This is a genomic window from Sphingopyxis sp. 10G20-10 (assembly GCF_057365075.1).
In genome coordinates this window covers 18,326-36,030 of the sequence record NZ_CP195117.1, presented here as the reverse complement: position 1 = coordinate 36,030, position 17,705 = coordinate 18,326, and the positions used below count along the sequence as shown (strand labels likewise).

Sequence of the window (17,705 nt, the reverse complement as noted above, 5' to 3'; positions counted from 1 at the left end):
ATGGCTTTGATTGCGATTTTGGTACCGACGCCTGATTATGAAGAGGATTGGCAACCGGCCTTTGCGCGGAAAGCGCGGGCGCTGGAGGCGGTCGGGCTTTCGGTGGAACAACGGCTTTGGACAGACCCCGGTGATCTGGCCCCTTTCGCTCTGATTTTACCCCTGTTCGCTTGGGGCTATCAGCGGCAGGTGGCCGATTGGTATGCGCTGCTCGACCGGCTGGAAAAGGCCGCCCTGCCGGTCATCAATCCGGTACCGGTTCTGCGCTGGAACAGCGATAAATCCTATCTCGCGAAGTTGCAGGCCAAGGGCGTCGATGTGGTCCCGACGCTGGATGTCGAGGCGCTGGCGACAAGCGACCTTGCGGCGGCGCATATCTTTTTTGACAGCGACCGGCTGGTGGTCAAACCGCCGGTGTCTGGCGGCGCAGACGGCACCATCTTGTTGTCGCGTGGCGACCCGCTGCCTGACGCGGCGACCGGTCAACGGATGCTGGTCCAGCCGATGATGGCGGGGATACAGAGTGACGGCGAATATTCGCTGTTCTTTTTCGACGGCCAGTTCAGCCATGCCATCGTCAAGCGTCCGGCGGCGGGTGATTTTCGGGTGCAATATCAATTTGGCGGGCGCGAGGGCCGGTGGGAGCCGACCCCGGCAGCCCTTAAACTGGCGAATGCCGCACTCGCGGCCTGCCCTGCGCCGCCCGTCTATGCGCGCGTCGATATGGTGAGCAATGATCGCGACCGGCTCCACATCATGGAGCTGGAACTCATCGAACCCTCGCTCTTCCTCAACTTCGCGCCCGATAGCGGTGAAGCCTTTGCGCGCGCGGTGTTGGCGGCGGTGACCGACGAAGAGGTTGCGGACCGTTAATCCGCGACGCGGTTTTGCCACAGCCATTGACGGATTGCCGACGTCAGGTTCGGCGGGTCGTCCGTCTCCATCCGTGCAACGTCGATCCGGGCGACCAGTGCATTAACCGGCAAGTTCTGCCGTGCTGCCGCGACTTCGAGCGCGTCCCAGAACATCGGTTCAAGGCTGATTGACGTTGCATGTCCGGCAATCGTCACCGACCGTTTGATCGGCGGCAGAAAGGGAAGGGAAGGGTTAGCCATCGACGCCCTTTTGCCGGTCAATCCGGATGGAGTCGAGGCTGATTGACGGCTTGCATAAAGGTGGTGGCATCCCGCCGCCGCTCTCTGCGAACGGACGGGGCGCAGCCAAACTCAATACATATGCTGACCACCGTTGATGCTCATGGTCGATCCGGTCACGAACCCCGCATCTTCGCTGCACAGAAATGCGACGCCGCGGGCAATTTCATCGGCTTGACCCAGACGCCCGACGGGAATTTTGGCGACAATCTTTTCCAACACTGCTTCGGGCACAGCGGCGACCATGTCGGTGTCGATATAGCCCGGTGCGATGGCGTTCACCGTCACACCCTTTTTCGCGCCTTCCTGTGCCAGCGCCTTGGTAAAGCCGTGGATGCCCGATTTGGCAGCGGCATAATTGACCTGACCATATTGGCCAGCCTGCCCGTTGATTGATCCGATATTGACGATGCGCCCCCATTTGCGTTCGACCATGCCGGGAAAGCAAGCCTTGGCCATGTTGAAACAACCGCCCAGATTGACGCGCATCACATCGTGCCAGTCGTCATAGCTCATCCGCGACAATGTGCCGTCGCGGGTGATGCCCGCATTGTTGACGACAATATCGACCGGGCCGACGTCGGCGGAAACCTGCGCGCATCCGTCGATGCAGGCCTGATGGTCGCCGACGTCCCATTTATAGGCGGCGATGCCGGTGCGGTCGGTGAAGGCCTTTGCCCGTTCGTCATTCCCCGCATAGTTGGCGACGACGGTGACGCCAGCTTCTTTCAGCTTGAGGCTGATCGCCTCGCCGATACCGCGGCTGCCGCCGGTGACAATTGCAATGCGTGCCATAAGTTCGACTCTCCCAAATCATTCATTGGGAATGGCTTAGGCAGATGGCGGACGCATCGCAAGTTGACCGGCACGTCAATTGCGTTGCTATTCAGACCGGCGTGGTCAGTCGCAGACCTGCGCCTGCACGCTGTCAAAATCGCGCGCTGCCAGCGCGTTCTTGTGCAGCGTCAGCACCAGCTTTGCTTCGTCGCCAAAGCGCCAGCTCATCAGCCCGCTCGTTGGAAATTCGATACGCACGGTGTCAGATCCGTCACCGGTGGCCAGTATGGCGGTGCCGATGCTCGCCCTCTCGTGCGCGGCCAGCTCCTGCCACAGCGGCTCGTAATGCGCGCGCGCTGCTGCCGATAGTACCGGCGCTCCGGCGCAATAGGCATGTTTGGCATGGTCAAAATGGATCTGCTGATAATCATGGACCCACAGGTCGGCATCGCGATGATGCTCGGTGAGCGGCAGGACTTTGCTGTCCGTCGCGTCAAAACCAAGCTTGGTCCAGCGAATAGCCTGTAACGCGTCCATCACAGCGGCCGCATCCGTGGGCGAGAAATCCTCGGTCTCGGCGGTCTCACGGACAATGGCGATAATCTCTTCGGCGCGCGCGCGGGCCTCACGGTTCATTGTGATGGCGGCGGCGAGGCTTTCGTTCGTGTCGGCGAATGTTGATTCATTATCTTGCAGCGTAATGACGGCAAGGCGCTGTTCCAAGATGGCAACCATCGCCAACATGCTGCCCCAGTCAAAAGGATGGAAGGCGGGGTTGGCAATGTCATAGCCGCTCTCGAATAAATCCTGCGCTGCCGAGCCAAGTGTTTCAGCTTGCGGATCGATATCGATATTGTCGCCAGTGATGGGGACCAGATCGACAGGCCATTCGGGAAAGGCCGGGCGGGCAAAGCGCATCAGGTCGCTGTCAAAGGCTATGCCATGCGGGGCCAACCGACCGCCATCCGCATCAATCGCACGCGGTGGTTCCATCGGGGCGCCGCGTGTCGGGACATGCAGGACTTGCACATCATCGCGGTGCGGATGGACAAAAAGGGCCAGCCAGCCCGTGTCGGGACTCACATCCGCCCACAGATCGTCGGGCAGGTCGGCGCAGGATATCTGGGCCAGAAAATCGCCCGCTTCGTCCCCGATCTGCGGCCAAGCTGCCCCCTCTGAAAGCCGTGGACGTCCGCCCAGCCAGCTGCTCGCGGTTTCGCCATCGCTGATCGGGATTTGCGGAGTCAGGCACAGGGTGAAGGTTGCTGCGACTGCGGTCACTGACGAAAGCTCTTCTGTCGCACTGTCGGCCTCTATCGCGTCGACTTGCCCCACGATCTTGGTCGCTGCCGTTTCCAGCCTGGCGTCCAGTTCTGAAGGCTCTGGCAGCTCAGAAGCTTCTGCTGCGATCTCTTTGTCCGCTTCCGCTTCGTCATCGACGCACGTGTCGATTGGGCGTTTGCCGCTGATCCGCGCCAGTCGCTCGGGCGTCATCTCGATTTCGGGTTCGACTTCGCGACTTTTTCTTGAAAATCGCGGGAGCCTGCTTTCGACCGCCATTTTGGGTGCCGAAGCCTGAGCGGGCTGTCGCCGCCGCTGCCAGACGAACCAGCCGAGCAGCGCCAATGCGACTGTGGCTCCGAGCAGCATCAAAGCTGCTGATTGGACCTGATTCATGTTGCGGCCTCCGTAATCGGCGGGCGGGTGCCCGCGCGTCTTACCTGTTGGCCGTGCTATAAACTATAAACCTTGCAACAAGGTTAGGGCACACTGAAAGTTACGGGCGGCGCGGGGTGTGGCCGACGCCGCCCATATGGAATGGTTTAGAGCTGCTCGAGCATATGGTCGGCGCTCGAAACGCGGAATTCGCCCGGGGCTTCGATGTTCAGCTGTTCGACGACGCCGTCATTGACGATCATCGAATAACGCTGGCCGCGCGTGCCCATGCCGAATGCCTTGCCGTCCATCGTCAGGCCAACCGCCTCTGCAAAGTCGCCATTGCCATCGGCGAGCATGGTAACGGTTTCGCCCGCGTTGGCGTTCTTGCCCCAGGCGCCCATGACAAAGGCGTCGTTGACGGCGGTGCAGGCAATCTCGTCGATGCCTTTGGCTTTCAAGTCTCCGGCCTTATCGACGAAGCCCGGCAGATGTTTGGCCGAGCAAGTCGGTGTAAAAGCACCGGGCACTGAAAAAAGCGCAACCTTACGACCTTTGAAAAAATCGGCGGTGCCAACCTGTTCCGGTCCTTTGTCGGTCGCTTTTACCAGTGTAGTTTCAGGCAGCTTGTCTCCGGTTTTGATGGTCATGGCATCGTCCTTTGTTGAGGGAATGGGGATGGGATTGAGATTGGGACGAAGCTGGCTTCTGTCAAGCGCCCAACGGCGGAAAAACTAGAGCCTGACCCTAGACCGGAGGGGCAGTGTGCGGCATGATGTGACTATGGAAACCGATCCCTCCTGGTTCACGGGCCAATTGTTGCTGGCGCTGCCCGGCATCGGCGATTCGCGTTTTGAACATGCGGTGATCGCGATGATGAGCCATGATGAAGAGGGCGCGATGGGCATTGCCATCGCCGATCCGATCGTCGGCATGACAGTCGGCGCGGTGCTCGACCAGCTTGACATTGCGCATGACGATCCGCTTGACGACCCCGTCTATCTTGGCGGGCCGGTCGAGCCGAGCCGCGGCTTTGTGATCCACAGCCATGATTGGGATGGCGAGGCGGCGGCGCAGATTTCTGAGCGTTGGATGCTGTCGAGTTCGCACGATGTGCTGCGCGCCATCGGGCAGGGTGAGGGGCCAGCACAATGGCTGGTCGCGCTCGGCTATGCCGGGTGGGAGTCGGGGCAGTTGGAAGATGAAATGGTCCGCCATGGCTGGCACGTCACCCCGGGCAGCGATACGCTTTTGTTCGAGAAACCGGCGGAGGAACGGTGGGAAGCCGCCTATGCCGAAGCGGGTATCGACGCCCGCCTCCTCACCGCCACCGGTGGTGCAGCCTAAGCTTCGGCAAACGCTAGCTTGCGTCTGACCTTTGCAGATATCAAACGCGGCAGGCCGCCCTTATGGCGTGATATAAAGAAAAGTTTATATTTGATTGAGTCGGCAACTTAGGCTAGGCGGCGCAACATAATTACGCGGCCGGCTTTCTGCTGCACGCCGCCTGACAGGAGAAATATTGTGGCCACACTCGCCGCCGACACCCGTGACTATGTGATTGCTGATATTGGGCTGGCCGATTTCGGACGCAAAGAAATCAACATCGCCGAAATCGAAATGCCGGGCCTGATGGCGCTGCGTGAGGAATTTGGCGCATCGAAGCCGCTGAAGGGCGCTCGCATCGTCGGGTCGCTGCACATGACGATTCAGACCGCCGTGCTCATCGAAACGCTGGTCGCGCTCGGTGCCGAAGTGCGTTGGGCAACCTGCAACATCTTCTCGACCCAGGATCATGCCGCCGCAGCGATCGCCGCGCAGGACATTCCGGTGTTCGCCGTGAAGGGCGAAAGCCTCGCCGATTATTGGGACTATGTCGGGCGCATCTTTAACTGGGGTGACACCACCTCGAACATCATTCTCGACGATGGCGGAGACGCCACCATGTTCGCGCTGTGGGGCGCAAAGCTTGAGGCTGGCCAGGAATTTTCGCCGCCCGAGAATGAAGAAGAAGTCGAATTCCAGCGCGCACTCAAAGCCTTTGTCGCCGCCAACCCCGGCTATCTGACCAAAACGGTCAAGGCGCTGAAGGGTGTGTCCGAAGAAACCACGACCGGCGTTCACCGCCTATACGAAATTGCTAAGAAGGGCGAGCTGCCCTTCCCCGCCATCAACGTCAACGACAGCGTCACCAAGTCGAAATTCGACAATCTTTATGGCTGTAAGGAAAGCCTCGTTGACGCGATCCGCCGCGCCACCGACGTGATGCTTGCGGGCAAGGTCGCCTGTGTCGCCGGCTTTGGCGATGTCGGCAAGGGATCGGCGCAGAGCCTTCGCAACGGCGGCGCCCGCGTGATGGTGACCGAAGTTGACCCGATCTGCGCGCTGCAGGCCGCGATGGAGGGCTTTGAAGTCGTCACGATGGACGAAGCCGTCACCCGCGCCGATATTTTCTGCACCGCAACGGGCAATGCCGACGTCATCACCGCCGAACATATGGCGGCGATGAAGAATATGGCGATCGTCTGTAACATCGGCCACTTTGACAGCGAGATCCAGATTGCTGGCCTCGCCAATTATAAATGGACCGAGGTCAAGCCCGGCACCGATCTGGTCGAATTCCCCGATGGCAAACAGATACTTGTGCTCGCCAAGGGTCGTCTCGTGAACCTCGGCTGCGCCACCGGCCACCCGTCGTTCGTGATGTCCTCCAGCTTCACCAATCAAGTGCTGGCGCAGATCGAATTGTGGACCAAGGGCGATGACTATAAGAATGAAGTCTATGTCCTGCCCAAGCATCTCGATGAAAAGGTCGCCGCGCTTCACCTCGACAAGCTGGGTGTGAAACTGTCGAAGCTGACCAAAAAGCAGGCCGATTATATCGGCGTGCCGGTCGAAGGCCCGTTCAAGCCCGATCATTATCGCTATTGATCGGTGGCTTGGCGAAGCTCGTCTTCGCTATGACCCAAGTGAAATCCCTGCCGCCGCTGCGCCCACCGGAAGGGCGCACGCGGCGGTTGTGTGGACATGCGATTGAAACATGACCGCTTCGCCTATAGGGCAGACGGTCATGGCACATGCGCTGACGCCTCATAATCAAGTGAAATTCCAGGGATGAGCACGGCGCTTTCCCCCTTGATGCTGTTTGGCCTCGGCGGCTTTGCGGCTTTGTGGCTGTTGCTGGCGATTTGGGCGCTGGCGCGCGGGGTCGCGATGCAGCGTCGGGCGGCCTTTGTCGCCGGACAAACCGATCGTCTGACCGGCCTGATAGAGGCGTCGCCGCATTTGCCGGTGGTCATTCGCGGCGATTGGCGCGTAGAGGCGGGCGCGCGGCTCGGCAGCTGGTTGGGGCTCGAGACAACCCCAGGCAGTTTTGATGAATGGCGGGGCGTGGCCACCGGGCTTGATGCCGCTCAGCACGACCAACTGCGACAGGCAATTTTGGGCGCCCAGCGCGGGGCCAAACCGTTCACTCTTACGCTTCGTCCTCAGGGCGGAGCGCGCCAATTGATTGTCTATGGCGCTCCTGCCCCGCCAGGTGTCGGCGGGTCGGGCACGGTGTTGCTGTGGCTTAGCGACGCTACCGACAGCCAGAAACTATTGATGTCCATGCGCCGTGACCGAGACGAGGCAGTGGCGGCGTTCGAGGCTTTGTCAGGTCTGGTCGAGGCTGCGCCCTTCCCGATGTGGTTTCGCGATGCCGAAATGCGTCTGGCGCTGGTTAATCAGGCTTATGTCAAGGCGGTGGAAGCGGACAGCGCCGATCAAGTCATCGAACAGGGCATTGAATTGCTGGAAACGGTCGCGGGAATTACAGTTGTTGATGCGGCACATCGGGCGCTTGAGGCCGGGTCGGCGCAGGCGCGTGTCGTTCCTGTAACGGTGGCGGGGGAACGACAGATGATGCGCGTCGTCGATGTCCCGCTCAAACAAGAGGGTAGCTTTGCAATCGGTATCGCTGGCTATGCCATCGACGTTCAGGAACTTGAAACGGAGCGCGGTGCCCACCGCCGCTTTGCCGAGACACAGCGCGAACTGCTCGACCGTATGTCGGCGGCCGTCGCCCAATTCGGTCCCGACCAGACTTTGGCCTTTGCCAACCAGCCATTCCGCCGCCTGTTTGCGCTGGAACCGTCTGATGTCGCCGAAGCGCCCGCTTTCGCGCATATGCTCGATTCATGGCGCACCGCCGAGCGCACGCCAGAGGTGCGCGATTTCCCCGAATGGCGCAAAGCCCATATCAACTGGTTTGCGCGGCCAGAGGCAAGCGAAGAGGATTGGCTGTTGCGCGACGGCACCCATTTGCGCCTTGTTGCCCAGCCGACGCCCGATGGCGGCTTGCTGTTGATCGTCGAGGATCGCACCGAGCAAGTGCAACTGGCCTCGACGCGTGACACCTTGCTGCGCGTCCGCACCGCAACCTTTGATAATTTGTTTGAGGCGGTGGCGGTGTTTGCGCCCGATGGCCGCCTGCACCTGTGGAACCAGCGCTTCCGCCGCCTGTGGGTGGTCGCTGAACATATTTTAGCGGCCCACCCGCGCGTTGATGAACTGATGGGCGGGCTTGCCGACCGGCTGGCCAAGCCCAATTCGGTGAGCATTGTCCAAGAGGTCATCCGCTCTGCGACGCTCGAACGCCAGCAACGCAGCGGACAAATATTGTTCAAGGATGATCGCAATTTCGACTTTGCGGCGATTCCCTTGCCCGACGGCAATGCGTTGCTGATCATGCTCGACGTCACCGACAGCCGGCGGATGGAATCGGCGCTGCGCGAACGCAACGAGGCGCTGGAGGCGGCGGACAAGGTCAAGACCGCTTTCCTGTCGCGGATGAGCTATGAATTGCGCACGCCGCTCACCTCCATCGGCGGCTTTGGGGAAATGTTGCAGGCGGGCTATGCCGGAAAGCTGGGCGACAAGGCGCAGACCTATGTCGATGCGATCATGGATTCGGTGGCGGTGCTGGGGCGTCAGATCGATAATGTCCTCGACCTCGCACAGGGCGAGGCGGGGACTTTGGTGATCGAGCGCCAGACCGTCGACGTCCGCACGCTGCTCATCGACGCACTGGCCGAAATGCAAACCCATGCCAGCACCGAAAACATCGATCTGGTCGGCGAGCTGCCGGATACATTGGGGACGATTGGTGGTGACGCTGTACGCCTGTCGCGTCTGGTCGCGCAGTTGCTCGACAATGCCATCCGTTACACCGCCCCCAGTCGCCGCACCGGCGGCCGTGTGCTCCTGCACGCCAACAGTGACGAAAAAGGCGTGGATATCATCGTATCGGACAATGGGCCGGGTATGCCCGACGCCATTGCCGCGATCACCAAGGGGCATCAGGCGGGCACGTCGAGTGGCGGCATCGGCCTTGCGCTCGCGACCCAGCTTGTGGCCGCGCATGGCGGCGCGATGGAAGTGATTAGCGAAAAGGGTCAGGGCACGCTGGTTCGCGTCAGCCTGCCGCGCGGCGAATGATCGTCGAACCCATGTCTTATGACCTCGCGGCGGTCGCGCGGATTGGCGGCGCGATAGGCGCGGCGCTGAAACCCGGCGATGTTGTGACGCTGGCGGGGGATCTGGGCGCGGGCAAAACGACGCTGGCGCGCGCGATGCTCAAGGCGCGGGGTCTGGCGGGCGAGGCGCCCAGCCCGACCTTTGCGATCGTCCAACCCTATGCACCGCCAGAGGTTGATCTGCCGATCGCTCATGTCGACCTTTATCGGATCGAGCATGTGTCAGAGCTCACCGAACTCGGCCTCGACGATTATATATATGATGGCGCGTTGCTGATCGAATGGCCCGAAAGGCTGGGTGATCAGGGCTGGGCCGACGCACTGGCGCTCAACATTATGGGCGAAGGCGACGGGCGCGTCTTGACAGCCCGTGTGCCGCACGCTTGGGAAGGGCGATGGCCGCTTTGATGATTCCGCCCGCCCATGCTCCGGCTTTTCTCGCCGCCCATGGCTGGGGCGATGCACAGATTCTGCCGCTGGCGGGCGATGCCTCTTTTCGCCGTTACTTCCGCGTCATCGCCGGGGATCGGCGCGCGGTGTTGATGGACGCGCCGCCCCCACACGAAGATCCGCGCCCGTTCGTGGCGATTGCCGAATGGCTGTGCGGTCGCGGCCTCACCGCCCCCGCCATTCTGGCCCGAGATCTGGAGCAGGGGATGCTGTTGATCGAGGATTTTGGCGATACGCGACTACGCGAAACGCTCGACGCCAATCCCAAGGCAGAGGCTGATTATTATGCGGGCGTAACAGACCTGCTCGTCCATCTTCACGGCCAGCCCTCCATGGCGGGACTGCCGACCCACGGCCTCGACCAATGGCTGGACGAGGTGATGCTGTTCGCTGACTGGTATTGTCCTGCGCTCGGCGTCGAGATCGACAGCGATGCGTTTCGCGACGCATGGCAACAGGTGTTGGCGCCGGTCGAGGCCGACGGCCTGCCACGCGTTACGGTACTGCGCGATTTTCACGCCGAGAATATCATGCTGGTTCCCGGCAAAGCGGGGCTCGCCCATTATGGGCTGCTCGATTTTCAGGACGCGCTGATTGGCCACCCAGCCTATGATTTGGCCTCGGTGCTCGAAGATGCGCGGCGCGACGTCAGTCCGGCGGTCGAGGCCGCGATGCTAGCGCGCTATGTCGCGGCCACCGATGCTTCCCCGGCTTTTGAAACGGCCTATTGGGCGCTCGCGGCGCAGCGTAACACCCGCATTTTGGGCGTGTTCGTCCGGCTGTGGAAGCGCGACGGCAAACCGGGGTATCGCCAGTTTCAGCCGCGCATGTGGGGGCTGCTCGAACGCGACCTTGTGCATCCGGCGCTTGCCCCGCTCGCGGCGTGGTTCGATGCCAATATCCCCACAGCGAATCGCGCGGCAGCATGGGCATGAGTGCGGGTAAGGAACCGGCCCGCATCGAAAGCGCGATGGTCATGGCGGCTGGCCTTGGCAAGCGTATGCGACCGCTGACCGCATCGCGCCCCAAGCCCTTGGTTCGCGTCGCGGGCAAACCGCTGATCGACCATAGCCTCGACCGCCTTGCCGCCGCTGGCATCGGCCATGTCGTCGTCAACGTCCATTACCTCGCCGACGCGCTGGAGGCGCACCTCGCTGCACAAAACCGGCCGTTCAGCATCGCGATTTCGGACGAGCGCGCGCAATTGCTCGAAACCGGTGGCGGGATGGTCAAGGCGATGGCGCAGTTGCGCGGCGACCCGATCCTGATCGTCAACAGCGACAATATCTGGACCGACGGACCGCAAAACAGCATCCATCAACTGGCGCGCCACTGGGACGGTGACAGGATGGACGCCTTGTTGCTGGTCATCCGTCAGGCGAGCGCCAAGGGGCATCGCGGGCGCGGTGACTTCCATATGGATTCAAATGGCTTGTTGTCCCGCCGTAAACCCGGTCGGGTGGCGCCTTTTGTGTTCACGGGGGTTCAACTCATCTCGCCGCGCTTACTCGACGGCGCTCCCGAGGGCGCTTTTTCGACCAACATATTGTGGGATCGGGCGATTGCGGCGGGGCGGCTTTATGGTCTGGCGCATCAGGGGCAGTGGTTCGATGTCGGTACGCCGGCGAGCATCGCGCCGACCGAAGCGGCTTTGAATGTCGACTGAGGGCAGACCGACGCTCTATTCGATCCCGGTTCACCGGGCCTTTGCCGATGCGCTCGTCGCTGGCCTGATCGCGCGTTTTCACGACGGAGCATTGGGGTTGGCCGATGGCGTCATCCTGCTCCCCAGCAATCGCGCGCGCAGCGCGGTGCAGGCTGCTTTTGTCCGCGCCGGGGGCGATGGCCTGTTGATGCCGCGCCTCGCGGTCATTGGCGATGCCGATCTGGATGAAAGCGTTGCGCTGGCGCTCGATCCGATCGACGATGCAACCCCCATCCCGCCCGCGATTGATCCTTTGCGGCGGCGGCTGATGCTTGCGGAGTTGATCGAGCGTTATCCCCCCGCTGACGAACCGCCGATCACCGGCGCTGCGGCGTTTCAGCTCGCCGAGGGGTTGGGCCGCGTCATCGATCAACTCCATTATGAAGATGTCCCACCCGATGCGCTGATCGACCTCGACCTTGGCCCATATGCGATCCATTGGCAGGCCTCGCTCCAGCGGCTGCGCTTGCTCGTCGACCATTGGCCCGCCCTGCTTGTCGAGGCGGGGCGTATCGACCTGTCCGACCGGCGCAATCGCCTGCTCGACCGAGTGGCGTCGGGATGGCGTGCTGCACCGCCCGACCATTTTCTGGTTGCCGCGGGCATCACGACCGCGGCGCCCGCGATTGCGCGCCTGCTCCGCACTGTCGCCGATGCCCCGCGCGGCATGGTCGTGCTGCCCGGGCTTGATCTCGGCATGGCGGATGAAGAATGGGAGGCGCTGGGGCCGACGCGCCCCGATCCCGACCTGCCGCAGGTCCGCCCACTCGAAACCCACCCGCAATATCATCTGAAACTCCTGCTCGACCGCATCGGCGTCGCGCGCGGGGAAGTGCAGGACTGGGACGGCGCTTCGCCCTTTGACGGCCCCGCGCCGCGCGACGCCTTTCTCTCGCTGCTCTTTGCCCCCGCCAAATTTACCGCACGTTGGCAACAGGAAGGCGATGTTGCAACGGGAGTTGGCGGGATTAGCGCAGCGTCTTTCGCCGATGACGGGCAAGAGGCGCAAGGGATTGCGCTGATGATGCGCGCCGCATTGGAACAGCCGGGACGGACGGCGGCGCTGGTCACCCCCGACCGCGCACTCGCGGCGCGGGTCGCGGCGGCGCTGGCGCGATGGGACATTGGCGTCGACGACAGCGCCGGTCAGCCCTTGGGCCAGATGCCGCCCGGTGCGCTGCTTCTGGCGCTTGCGGAACTGGCCGCCAAATTTGATCCGGTGCGCCTCATCGCCCTGCTCAGCCACCCGTTGGTGCGCAAGGGGGAGGATCGGCGCATCTGGGTCGATCAGGTGCGGCGGCTCGATCTGGTTCTGCGTGGTCCCGGGCTGACTCCGGGCTGGGATGGTATCACGGGCCGAATTGCCGCGCGCGCCGGGGACCCAAAGGCGCACCGGCATGGCGAAGCGGTGCAGATCGCCGATTGGTGGGCGGGGGTCGCGCAGCAATTGGGCACGTTGCTTGCGCCCTTCACCGCTGGCGCGCCTGTGCCGCCTGCTACCCTGCTTTCGGCGCTTCAGGCGGCACTCGGCTGGCTGACGGGAGAGGCTGCATGGGCGGGAGCGGCAGGTCGCGCACTGGCTGACCTGTTCGACCGCTGGGCGCTCGCGCATGATGCGGGTCCGGCGCTGGTCGCCCCCGATGAATTTCCCGCGATGCTGGCCGATCTCTTGTCGGGCGAAAGCGTGCGGCCGCCCTATGGCGGGCATCCGCGCCTGTTCATCTGGGGTCTGCTCGAGGCGCGGTTGCAACGCGCCGACCTGATGATCCTCGGCGGGCTCAACGAAGGACGCTGGCCGCAGGACCAAAGCCCCGATCCTTGGCTCGCTCCCGGTATCCGCCGCCTCCTGGGTCTCGCCGCGCCCGAACGGCAACAGGGAATGGCGGCGCATGATTTTGCCAGCGCACTGGCCGGACGCGATATCATCGTCACCCGCGCCAACCGCAGCGGCGGCGATCCGGCGGTGGCATCGCGATTCTGGCTGCGCCTGACCGCGCTCGCGGGCGACCTGCCGGTGGCGATGCTTGATGGTCAGCCGGTAACGGCGTTGGCGGCGAATCTGGACGCGCCCGAAGGGGAGATCAGGCCCGCTGGCAAGCCCGCTCCCTCTCCCCACGCCGAGGCGCGGCCTGACCGGATCAGCGTGACCGGCGTCGATCAGCTCGCCAAGGATCCTTACGCTTTCTTCGCGTCCAAAATCCTGCGGCTGAGCGAGCTCGACCCGTTGAGCAGTGGCCCCGACGCCAAATGGTTCGGGACCCGTATCCACAAATTGCTGGAGGACTGGCAATGCGACGGTCTGACCGAGGACGGGTTGGAAAAGCAACTGGCGGCGCTACGCGATGATCCGGCGCTCGATTCGCTGGCGCGGGCGTTCTGGTTGCCGCGCATCGAACCGTCGCTGCGTTGGGCCGCCGAGCAGGTGTGGCAGGCGCGCGAAGAACGCTGGCCGGTGGCGCAAGAGGTGCGCGGCGAGATGCTCGTTGATGGTATCAAATTACACGGCAAGGCCGACCGCGTGGATCAGCTTGCCGATGGATCGCTTGCGATCGTCGATTATAAAAGCGGGGCGGCTCCATCGGGAAAGGCTGCCGCCGACGGGCTGGACAATCAGCTTGGTTTGCTGGGCCTGATGGCAGAGGCGGGCGCGCTGGAGGGGCTGGACAAGGCGCAGGTGACAACGCTTGAATATTGGAGCCTCAAATCCGACCGGCGCAAAGCCACGCAGGGAAATATTACGCCGACGCATAGCAGCAGGCGCAACTTGAAAACGGCGGAACAGGCGGTGGCGCGTGCCCGCGAGGCGCTGGCCGAATTGACCGTCCGCTTTCTGCTCGGTGACGAAGCCTTTGCCCCCGGCGATATGGGGAAACGCTATACCGATTATGACCAGCTGATGCGCCGCGACGAATGGTTCGGGCGCGGCCGCGATGACAGCGATGGGGGGACGGCATGATCGACCCCGCTCTGCTGCTCAAACCACTCGACGAAGGACAATGCGCGGCGGCGCAGCCCGCCGACCATGTCTGGCTCAACGCCTCGGCGGGGACAGGCAAGACGCAGGTATTGTCGGCGCGCGTGCTGCGGCTGATGCTCGACGGTGTGTCGCCAGAGGCGATTTTGTGCATCACCTTTACCAAGGCGGGAGCCGCCGAAATGGCGCACCGCATCCATGAACGGCTGGCGCTGTGGGTGCGCGCCGATGACTTTGACTTGCGCGCCGATCTCAATGCGCTGGGCGCTGACGTCGGACAGCCCGCGATTCTCGACCGCGCGCGATCCTTGTTCGCCACCGTCATCGATAGCTCGGGTGGCGCGGTGCGGGTCCAGACGATTCACAGCTTTTGCCAGACCCTGCTCGCCAGCTTCCCGCTCGAGGCGAAAATTCTCCCCGGCTTCCGCGCGCTTGACGATAGCGAGGCGGGATTGTTGCAGCGTGAAACCCTTGGCGCGCTGCTGGCCGAGGGCGGGGCAGAGGGTGATGCGATGCGCGCCGCAGCGGCGATGCTTTCGTTGCGGCTGGGGCAGGACGGCGCGCAGACCTTCCTGTCGCGCTGCGCCAGCGCCTTTGCTGCGCTGTTGCAACGATTGGTGCCGCCGCGTCCGCATGATCTGCGCGCCGCGCTCGACCTGCCCGATGGTGATCCCGCGCCCTGGCTGGCGGGGGAACTGGCGCGCGGGGTTTTGGCCGACGCCGATATATTGATGGTGCGGACGAGTGGTCAGAATTGGGGCACCAAAACCGGGAACGCACGCGCCGAGACGATGACGGCGTGGTTAGAGGCTGACGCTGATTTGCGCGGCCAGATGCTGGCTGGTCTGCGGTCATGCATGGTCACGGGCGACGGCAATATTCGCGCCGATATCGCCAAAGAAACCGCCAAGATGCACGATTGCCTTCCGGCTGTGGAGCGGCTTGTCGCAACGATGGATCAACTGATGGCCACCGCCACAGCAATGCAGGTCGCCGATGATCTGGCGATGGCGTGGGATTTGGGCAGCCGCTTTGCCGAACGCTATGCCATCGCCAAGCGCGAACGCGGCCTCGCCGATTTTGACGACATGATCAGCATCGCCGGAAATCTGTTGCGGATCAGCGACTTTGGCGACTGGGTGCGCTTCAAACTTGACCAGCGCACCGACCATATTTTGGTCGACGAGGCGCAGGATACCAACACCCGCCAATGGGCCATCGTCGCGGCGCTCGCCGAGGAATTTTTCAGCGGCCTGGGTGCCAAGGAAGACCGCAGCCGGACGATGTTCACCGTCGGTGATCGCAAACAGGCGATTTTCGGCTTTCAGGGAACCGAACCCGCCGCGTTCGAGGCCGCGCGCATCCGTTTTGGTGAAAAGGCCGAGGCAGGGGAAAAGCCCTTCGAGGCCGTCGACCTTGTCACCAATTACCGGTCCAGCCCTGCCGTGCTCGATGTGGTCGATGCGTGGATAGAGGCGGGCGGCGACAAGATCATGGGGCTGATCGGCGACGAGCCGCCGCATATCTCGCATAAATATGACCATCCGGGCCGCGTTGAGCTGTGGCAGCCGCTGCCCGTCGGCAGGGCGCTTGATGCCGCTGCGGATGAGGAGGCCGAGGAAGAGGGCGAAGAGGGGTTTGGTGCGGGCGGCAACGACACCCTCGCCGCCGCGAATGACCCCGCAAGTCTGCGGCTGTCGCGCGCGATTGCCGACGAGGTTCAGCATTGGATCGCCAACGGTATGGACGGGCGCAGCGTCGCGCCCGGCGATATCTTGATCCTCGTCCGCCGCCGCCGCGACTTGGCGGCGCGGATTGTGGCGCGGTTGCAATCGCTGCAAGTTCCGGTCGCCGGGGTTGACCGCTTTGCGCTGACCCAGCCGCTTGCGGTGCAGGATCTGCTGTCCGCGATGCGCTTTGCGGTCCAGCCGCTCGACGATCTCAACCTTGCGGCCTTGCTGGTGTCGCCGCTCATCGGCTGGTCGCAGGATGATTTGTTCCGCTTTGCGCATGGGCGCGGCCGCAGTGCCTTGTGGGAACGGCTGAGGGCGCGCGAAGAAGAGGTGCCGCGGGAGGGCATGGCGGCGCTGCGCAGCCTGCTCGGCATGGCCGATTTCACCACTCCCTATCGCTTTATCGAAACCATATTGTCGGGCCCGATGGACGGGCGGCGGAAACTGTATCAACGGCTGGGCACAGAGACGCGCGACCCGATTGATGAATTGCTGAGCCAGGCGCTGGCATTCGAGCGCCAAGAAGTGCCCTCATTGCTGGGCTTTCTGTCATACATCACGGCGAGCACCGCCGACATCAAGCGTCAGAATGACGCGCGCAGCGACGTGGTGCGGGTGATGACGGTGCATGGGTCCAAGGGGCTGCAGGCCCCCATCGTCATCCTCGCCGACGCGACCGACGATCCGGGCCAGAGCCGGATGAGCTTTGACCTGCCGCTGGAGGGCTGGGACAGTTTGCCCATATTCCCGCTGGGCAAAGACGAACGACAAGGCCGGATCGCCAAGGCGCATGACGACAAGGCAGAGGCGGACCTGCAGGAACATTGGCGGCTGCTCTATGTCGCGATGACCCGCGCCGAGGAGTTGCTGGTCGTCACCGGCATCACCAAGACCACAGATCTCACTTTGCCCGAAAATTGCTGGCACAGCGCCATCGACACGGTGATGACGGGTATGGGCTGCGACTGGCAGGATGCAGGGCCGCGCTGGGGACAAAAGCGCATTCATGCGACCAACGGAAAAAAATGGACGCGCCCCACGGATAAAAATGCGAAGGCGGCGGTGCGGCCGGTCGCGATTCCCGCTTGGGCATCGCAACCCGCCCCCGAAGAGGCGCGCCCGCCGCGCCCGCTGGCTCCCTCGTCGCTCGGCGAGGATGATGTCGCCACGCCGCCGCAGGGCGGCAATCGCGGGGCAGCGGTGGCGCGCGGTTTGTTGCTCCATGCGCTGTTCGAACGTCTGCCCCCTGTCGCACCCGAGCGGCGACGAGCGGCGGCAGAACGCTGGATCGAGGCGCAGGCGCCCGACCTCGACGCCGCAACCCGCGCCGCGATGGTTGGCGAAGTGCTGACGGTGATCGAAGACCCGGCCCATGCCGCGCTTTTCGGCCCCGACAGTCGCGCCGAAGTTCCCCTGTCGGCAGTGGTCGATGGTGTGGTGGTCGCCGGAATCGTCGACCGCTTGCTGGTCACAGAGGATGAAGTGACGGTGATTGATTATAAAACCGGCCGCCATATCCCCGCCAGCGCAGCAGAGGTGGCACCCGCCTATTTGCGCCAAATGGCGGCCTATCGCGCCGCGCTCATGGTGATTTTGCCGGGGCGCAAAGTCCATGCGGCCCTGCTCTATACCGCCGCGCCGCGCTTGATTGCGCTCAGCGCCGCCGATCTGGAACCGCACAAGCCCGGCTTGGATGCGACCAAGGCGAATTTGTCCGCAGCCCCTTGAGCCGGAGCCTGC

Annotated in this window: 13 protein-coding genes; 9 read left to right on the top strand and 4 right to left on the bottom strand. The window is 63.1% G+C overall.

The features are described from left to right. On the top strand, window positions 1-873 hold the full coding sequence (locus tag ACR3XE_RS00160) for an ATP-grasp domain-containing protein (protein ID WP_473699566.1): 873 nt from the start codon (window positions 1-3) through the stop codon (window positions 871-873). Here the strand turns inward: ACR3XE_RS00160 and ACR3XE_RS00155 are convergent. The 4 genes from ACR3XE_RS00155 to ACR3XE_RS00140 all read right to left on the bottom strand — a co-directional run bounded on the left by ACR3XE_RS00155 (window position 870) and on the right by ACR3XE_RS00140 (window position 4,237). Further along, complete coding sequence (locus tag ACR3XE_RS00155; protein ID WP_473699567.1) at window positions 870-1,115, bottom strand: ribbon-helix-helix domain-containing protein; 246 nt, start codon at window positions 1,113-1,115, stop codon at window positions 870-872. The two genes, ACR3XE_RS00160 and ACR3XE_RS00155, sit on opposite strands and share 4 nt — an antisense overlap. A 111-nt stretch (window positions 1,116-1,226) precedes the next feature. Further along, the gene (gene phbB / locus ACR3XE_RS00150; RefSeq protein WP_473699568.1) at window positions 1,227-1,949 is read right to left on the bottom strand and encodes an acetoacetyl-CoA reductase; all 723 of its coding nucleotides are present in this window, start codon (window positions 1,947-1,949) and stop codon (window positions 1,227-1,229) included. 105 nt (window positions 1,950-2,054) lie between these two features. Next, entirely contained in the window at window positions 2,055-3,608 is a 1,554-nt protein-coding gene (locus ACR3XE_RS00145; protein ID WP_473699569.1) for a DUF1963 domain-containing protein, read from the bottom strand. Window positions 3,609-3,754: 146 nt separating this feature from the next. Beyond that, window positions 3,755-4,237, bottom strand: a complete 483-nt coding sequence (locus ACR3XE_RS00140) for a peroxiredoxin (RefSeq protein ID WP_473699570.1) — start codon at window positions 4,235-4,237, stop codon at window positions 3,755-3,757. 133 nt (window positions 4,238-4,370) lie between these two features. On the opposite strand from ACR3XE_RS00140, the gene ACR3XE_RS00135 reads away from it, so the two are divergent. The 8 genes from ACR3XE_RS00135 to addA all read left to right on the top strand — a co-directional run bounded on the left by ACR3XE_RS00135 (window position 4,371) and on the right by addA (window position 17,693). Beyond that, window positions 4,371-4,934 (top strand): YqgE/AlgH family protein, encoded by a 564-nt coding sequence (locus tag ACR3XE_RS00135; RefSeq protein ID WP_473699571.1) that lies wholly within the window; start codon window positions 4,371-4,373, stop codon window positions 4,932-4,934. A gap of 177 nt (window positions 4,935-5,111) precedes the next feature. Then, window positions 5,112-6,518 (top strand): adenosylhomocysteinase, encoded by a 1,407-nt coding sequence (ahcY, locus tag ACR3XE_RS00130; RefSeq protein WP_473699572.1) that lies wholly within the window; start codon window positions 5,112-5,114, stop codon window positions 6,516-6,518. A 183-nt stretch (window positions 6,519-6,701) separates the two neighbouring features. After that, the gene (locus ACR3XE_RS00125) at window positions 6,702-9,065 is read left to right on the top strand and encodes a sensor histidine kinase (RefSeq protein ID WP_473699573.1); all 2,364 of its coding nucleotides are present in this window, start codon (window positions 6,702-6,704) and stop codon (window positions 9,063-9,065) included. 11 nt (window positions 9,066-9,076) lie between these two features. Continuing rightward, on the top strand, window positions 9,077-9,511 hold the full coding sequence (tsaE, locus tag ACR3XE_RS00120; RefSeq protein ID WP_473699574.1) for a tRNA (adenosine(37)-N6)-threonylcarbamoyltransferase complex ATPase subunit type 1 TsaE: 435 nt from the start codon (window positions 9,077-9,079) through the stop codon (window positions 9,509-9,511). Next, window positions 9,511-10,488: an aminoglycoside phosphotransferase family protein gene (locus tag ACR3XE_RS00115; protein WP_473700279.1), complete on the top strand. Its 978-nt coding sequence runs from the start codon at window positions 9,511-9,513 to the stop codon at window positions 10,486-10,488. Before tsaE ends, ACR3XE_RS00115 begins: the two co-directional genes overlap by 1 nt. After that, a complete protein-coding gene (locus ACR3XE_RS00110) occupies window positions 10,485-11,219 on the top strand; it encodes a nucleotidyltransferase family protein (RefSeq protein ID WP_473699575.1) in 735 nt (244 codons plus the stop codon). The genes ACR3XE_RS00115 and ACR3XE_RS00110 overlap by 4 nt, the downstream gene beginning before the upstream one ends. Then, the gene (addB, locus tag ACR3XE_RS00105; protein ID WP_486185817.1) at window positions 11,209-14,214 is read left to right on the top strand and encodes a double-strand break repair protein AddB; all 3,006 of its coding nucleotides are present in this window, start codon (window positions 11,209-11,211) and stop codon (window positions 14,212-14,214) included. The genes ACR3XE_RS00110 and addB overlap by 11 nt, the downstream gene beginning before the upstream one ends. Further along, window positions 14,211-17,693, top strand: coding sequence for a double-strand break repair helicase AddA (gene addA, locus ACR3XE_RS00100; protein WP_473699578.1), 3,483 nt, complete (start codon window positions 14,211-14,213; stop codon window positions 17,691-17,693). The genes addB and addA overlap by 4 nt, the downstream gene beginning before the upstream one ends. Window positions 17,694-17,705 lie beyond the last annotated feature (12 nt).